Origin of the sequence: Yersinia aldovae ATCC 35236 (assembly GCF_000173735.1) — a bacterium.
Lineage (GTDB): Bacteria > Pseudomonadota > Gammaproteobacteria > Enterobacterales > Enterobacteriaceae > Yersinia > Yersinia aldovae.
The window spans coordinates 1-4,613 of the sequence record NZ_ACCB01000075.1 but is presented as its reverse complement, the minus strand read 5'-3'; the positions used below and the strand labels follow the sequence as shown (position 1 = coordinate 4,613).

Below are 4,613 nucleotides of genomic sequence, written 5' to 3'. Positions count from 1 at the left end.
GGTCTCAGGGATAATCTGCTGCGCAATCATCTGACGGGGATTGCTCGGGTCAATACTTAATGAATTCAATGCGGCGCGGCGCTGTTCATTCACCAATTGGGTTTGTGCCGGATCGGGGGTTGGCAGGGTGCCGCCGCCATCACCGACCGCCATATGGGTTATCTCTAAGCGGGTGCCAAGTGCGGTGGCATTCGCCAGTTTGGTCGCGCCGATATGGGTTAGTAAGGCAAAGTATTTATTCGTCATATTGAGTCCATTCATAGGGGTAAATGGTCATTGCGTCACCGTCATAGCTGGCGGCGCTGACAGGGACAGTTCCGGTCACATCCAGATTAATCGACAGGCCGACTAAATGACGGCTACACGGCTTGGCATCGTCGATTAGCCGCTCTAATTCCTGATACATTTCTTCGGTAATGCCGGTTTCCAGCACGCCGACATCCAGGCGAAAGGTGCCGGGTGTCTCGTTGGTCTTCCACCACTCAATCACCTTGATGAGATAGCCCAGCGGCTCCACCACGCGCCGAATCGCGCCAATAGTGCCTTTGCGTTTATGGACGGTGTAGGAGGCGTTGACCACCGCGCGTTTGGTGGCTTCCGGCCAGTGCTCATCCCAGCGATCCACTGACCACGCCCACGCCAAATAAGGCAGTAATACCAGCGGGCAGGTGTCGGCGTTCCATAACTGGCGCAACGGCACGTCAATGTTAGCCATGCGCGCACAGGCTTGGGCGGCGGCGATCTCCAGCGGGGTAGAGCCAACCGGCAATAAGCGCTTATTCATCGGAGCCGCCCACCGTCAAGGTATAACCGGTGCAATGGGCGGCTTGCGTTCTGTCCAGTACCACATCAATCAGCGGGGCGGCCAGCTCCACCCGCTGCACCCCCTCAACATGCAAAGCGGCATAAATCGCGGAAAGGCGAATATCGCGCCCTAACCGGCGCTGCGTGCTGATGTAGCTTTGTAATCGGGCTTCGGCTGCCGCCCGAATGGGTTCGGCTTCCGGCCCCGGATAAAAATAGAGTGTGGCGTCAATCTGGTATTCCACGATAACAGCGGAATTGACGGTTAAGCGGTCTGCTACTGGCCGCACGTTCTCATCGTTCAGCGCAGCAAAGACGTTATCCAATAAATCTTGCCGGGCTTCGCCGTTACCCTCGCGGGAAAGTACCGTAACCGTGACACAGGCGGGTGATGGGCTAATCGCGGAGGCGTCAGCCACCCGACCATCGGCGCTACGGGCGTGATACTCATAAGCACCGGTTGGCCCGGCCACGCTCAAGCCTTCAAAGGCTTGCGGAATACGCACGCGGAAATCGTCGTCAGACTCCATCACTGCGGTGATGGGGGGAATAACATCAGGATTGGCCGGTGTAATGGTCAGCCGTTCAATGCCATTATTCGCGCCGAGTTGGTCTAAATCACTCCCCATCGCGTGCGCCACCATCACCGCTTGCGCCCCTTCATTGACACGCTGGCGTAGCAGCAACTCACGATAGGCGTTTTCCTGCAACAGCTTCACGATGGGTTCAGATTCAAATGACAGCGTTAAACGCACCGCGTCTTGCTGCTCAGTTGGGTACAGCGCGATAAAATCCTCTTTGCGCACGGCAAACAGGCTTTCAAAATCCAGCGGTTCCACCACCCGAGGGGCCGGTAACTGGCTTAAATCGATGGTTGGCATTATTGGCCCCCCAGTGGCACGGACAGGCTTAACCGGTTATCGCTGTCGGTGCGACTACCGGTTAAATCCACCCTCATCTTGCCGTCAGCCTGAGTAGTGATACTGATGGCATTCAGTGTTACGCGCGGCTCCCAGCGCATCACCGCACCATAAACCGCCGCCATCATTTTCAGATGCAAAGCGGGATTTTGTGGCTGGTCGATGAGCGTTGAGACCAGTGAGCCGTAATCACGGCGCATTACCCGCGTGCCTTGCGGTGTGGTCAGAATGTCACTGATTGACTGGCGGATATGGTCAATATCGTCGATGTGCCAGCCGCTGTTGCGGTTCATGCCGCTATATTTATCGCTTGTCATTTTATCCCCAGCGTATCAGCACCGCCGCGCAATACGCCGCCGTGGTCATGCTTATCGATAACAATGCCATTGGATGAGAACTGGCCGCAGGTATGGGTGATAGTGCCGCTCATGGTGCCGCCTTGCTTCACGTTCAGCGTCGCGGTGGTGAGGTTATGGGTGCATTCCACTTCGGGGGTATCCAGTGTGATTTTGACCGAGGCAGCACAGGTTATATTGGGGGCAGTGACAGTTACTGACTCGCTGGCCTCAATGATTGCGGTGGCTATTCCGGTTACTGCCAGGTGGCTGGTTTCCGGCTCATACTCAAAACGCGCACCATCAGGAAAGGTGATCACGATGGCGTCAGGTGATTGTGACGGTGCCGGATTGGCATCTGAAAAGATGGCGGGCAGCACAAAGCCGGTGGTGAGTTCACCGCCGATACTGAGCACCATCACTTGCTCACCCACTGACGGCGCAGACCAAAAGCGCACCCGACCGGCGCGCAGCGTTAACCAATTGAGCCAATCGGTTTCAAGGTTGCCTATTTTGACCCGGCATAGTCCGTTGGCGAGACTGACGTCTGAGACAATGCCAATACGGATAATGTTAGCCAACAGGCGTTTAATGCCAGCAATAAGGATATTCATGCGGCCAGTGTGCCGCCTACGGGCGCGCGGGGCATGTGATGGGTTTTGTGTGGGGGATGGCACAAGAGAAATGAAACTAAAGCATGAATGCTGATATCGCTTGCATTGCTCCATTTATTGGGGGTACATTAAATGCATGGACATATCTTACGACCCAACCAAAAACGAAAAAAATATTGCTGAACGTAAATTGTCCTTTGAGATGGCGCGTGATTTCGAAGTTGCCACCGCGCTAATTGTTGAGGATCTACGTAAGGAATATCCAGAGCGGCGCTTTCAGGCACTGGGCTACATTAAAGAGCGGTTACATATGTTGGTATTCACACCACGTAACGGCAAGGTGCATGTTATCAGCTTGCGTAAGGCCAATTCCCGTGAGGTAAAGCGATATGAACAAAAAAATCAGTAAAGTCACCATGACAGATAACCCTGAGTGGGGCGAGGCAGAGTTTGCCCGCGCACGTCCAGCCACCGAGGTATTTACCGAGTTGTTTGGTAAAGAGGGCGCGGAAAAGGTGATAAAAACCCGTGGTCGGCCAAAACTGGCAAATCCGAAAGAGCCGGTTAAACTACGGATTGATCACGATGTGGTAGACGCCTATCGGGCGCAGGGGGATGGATGGCAAACTAAGATGAATGAAGCGTTGCGCGATTACGCTAAAACTCATGGGATGCTGTGATGTAGTATTATTTAGCAATCCACTCTAGCGCCAGATCCCCAATCCATTCACTATCGCCGTCAGTAAAGCCTAACAACTGGCGGCGTTCATCTCTAACTGTTAGCCTATTGTGGTAACGCTATCCCGTTAGCTTATTCTCAGCAATAAAGATATTTACATTGAATGCAAGTACCAAGGTGAGTTATCACTCTATACACTTTCATAATAATTGCTTAAAAGGCATGTAGAACCTAGCATAATTGCAAGTTTTATTGTGCTAGCGTAGATATACTCAGACTTTTGCTGGCTTACTATTTTGAATAGCTGGCCAATTCTATGAATTAAAGGAGGGCCTTTGTATATTTTCGAAATATTAAAGCCAGGAACTTGGTTGGAAAGCGATGACCATGAATGGAGTTGGGAAGTAGAGGGCTTACTAAGAAACTTGGAAAGTCAATTTTATGAAGCGAATTTAGCATTGAACCTGTTCCTTACATCCATAAATCAAAATAATGAACATCCAATACTGGAGCAATGGCAACTTGATAATGCCAGACGTTATGAAATCAAAAAAGAATTAGAAAACAAGCACCTTAACCCACATAACCATAATGCTTGGGATGAAATCCAACTTGAGACTGAAATTAGGTTTAAGCGTGAAAAATGGTCTAAAGGACAATTGCCCCGAGAATTCATTCATAACCAGCCACTAATAAATGCTCGCATATTTCTATATGCTCTCGATTCATTTGATAAACTTTTAAAGGTATTAAAGAATTATCGTGATGTGCCAGAATTAATCGCTGACCTCCATTGTGAGCTAAGGCAGTATTTCCCTGACCTGCTAGGTGTTCGAAATACAGCTCATCATATAGAAGATAGATCGAGAGGATTGGATGCAAGTAGACCTCCTCAACCATTAGAATTAAAACCTGTTGATAATCAAATGGTCAAATCAGATTCTGGAGTTTTAATACTAAATAGCTTAAATGGCACTAAATACGGAAATACTATGGCTAATGGGCACTATGGTGAAGTAGACGTATCTCCAGCATCAATGGAGATATTGCGTTCAATATTGCAGCGTTTACTAGACTCATTCGAATGGAAAGGCCCGAAAGCTCACTTACCTAATACATAATTCGTAACTACTTCCCAAGCCACTCCAACGCCAGATCCCCAATCCATTCAATATCGCCGTCAGTAAAGCCTAACAACTGGCGGCGCTCGTATTTCACTGTTGGCCCATTGCGGGTGACTTTATCGCGTAAGCCATTGTAA

8 protein-coding genes are annotated in these 4,613 nt (G+C 50.3%); 3 read left to right on the top strand and 5 right to left on the bottom strand.

The annotated features are described in order from the left end of the window. The 5 genes from YALDO0001_RS18985 to YALDO0001_RS18965 form a co-directional block, all read right to left on the bottom strand. On the bottom strand, window positions 1-246 hold a 246-nt coding region (locus tag YALDO0001_RS18985; protein WP_042840601.1), incomplete at its 3' end, for a phage tail protein. Next, entirely contained in the window at window positions 236-784 is a 549-nt protein-coding gene (locus YALDO0001_RS18980; protein ID WP_042840600.1) for a phage tail protein I, read from the bottom strand. The genes YALDO0001_RS18985 and YALDO0001_RS18980, both read right to left, overlap by 11 nt. Next, the gene (locus YALDO0001_RS18975) at window positions 777-1,685 is read right to left on the bottom strand and encodes a baseplate assembly protein (protein ID WP_004705572.1); all 909 of its coding nucleotides are present in this window, start codon (window positions 1,683-1,685) and stop codon (window positions 777-779) included. The genes YALDO0001_RS18980 and YALDO0001_RS18975 overlap by 8 nt, the downstream gene beginning before the upstream one ends. Next, window positions 1,685-2,041, bottom strand: a complete 357-nt coding sequence (locus YALDO0001_RS18970) for a GPW/gp25 family protein (RefSeq protein ID WP_042840599.1) — start codon at window positions 2,039-2,041, stop codon at window positions 1,685-1,687. The genes YALDO0001_RS18975 and YALDO0001_RS18970 overlap by 1 nt, the downstream gene beginning before the upstream one ends. Beyond that, on the bottom strand, window positions 2,038-2,673 hold the full coding sequence (locus YALDO0001_RS18965; RefSeq protein WP_004705571.1) for a phage baseplate assembly protein V: 636 nt from the start codon (window positions 2,671-2,673) through the stop codon (window positions 2,038-2,040). Before YALDO0001_RS18965 ends, YALDO0001_RS18970 begins: the two co-directional genes overlap by 4 nt. A gap of 136 nt (window positions 2,674-2,809) precedes the next feature. Here YALDO0001_RS18965 and YALDO0001_RS18960 point away from each other — a divergent pair, with 136 nt between their 5' ends. The 3 genes from YALDO0001_RS18960 to YALDO0001_RS18950 all read left to right on the top strand — a co-directional run bounded on the left by YALDO0001_RS18960 (window position 2,810) and on the right by YALDO0001_RS18950 (window position 4,473). Continuing rightward, window positions 2,810-3,082, top strand: coding sequence for a BrnT family toxin (locus tag YALDO0001_RS18960; RefSeq protein WP_004705570.1), 273 nt, complete (start codon window positions 2,810-2,812; stop codon window positions 3,080-3,082). Next, entirely contained in the window at window positions 3,063-3,353 is a 291-nt protein-coding gene (locus YALDO0001_RS18955) for a BrnA antitoxin family protein (protein WP_042840597.1), read from the top strand. Before YALDO0001_RS18960 ends, YALDO0001_RS18955 begins: the two co-directional genes overlap by 20 nt. Before the next feature lie 334 nt (window positions 3,354-3,687). Beyond that, window positions 3,688-4,473 carry a hypothetical protein gene (locus tag YALDO0001_RS18950; RefSeq protein ID WP_004705569.1) on the top strand — a complete coding sequence of 262 codons (786 nt, stop codon included), beginning with the start codon at window positions 3,688-3,690 and terminating at the stop codon, window positions 4,471-4,473. The last annotated feature ends 140 nt before the right edge of the window (window positions 4,474-4,613 follow it).

What these genes read in the sequence shown, in the direction of transcription:
- YALDO0001_RS18980 (WP_042840600.1), bottom strand. Translation starts at nt 784, where the DNA reads ATGAATAAGCGCTTATTGCCGGTTGGCTCTACCCCGCTGGAGATCGCC.
- YALDO0001_RS18975 (WP_004705572.1), bottom strand. Translation starts at nt 1,685, where the DNA reads ATGCCAACCATCGATTTAAGCCAGTTACCGGCCCCTCGGGTGGTGGAA.
- YALDO0001_RS18970 (WP_042840599.1), bottom strand. Translation starts at nt 2,041, where the DNA reads ATGACAAGCGATAAATATAGCGGCATGAACCGCAACAGCGGCTGGCAC.
- YALDO0001_RS18965 (WP_004705571.1), bottom strand. Translation starts at nt 2,673, where the DNA reads ATGAATATCCTTATTGCTGGCATTAAACGCCTGTTGGCTAACATTATC.
- YALDO0001_RS18960 (WP_004705570.1), top strand. Translation starts at nt 2,810, where the DNA reads ATGGACATATCTTACGACCCAACCAAAAACGAAAAAAATATTGCTGAA.
- YALDO0001_RS18955 (WP_042840597.1), top strand. Translation starts at nt 3,063, where the DNA reads ATGAACAAAAAAATCAGTAAAGTCACCATGACAGATAACCCTGAGTGG.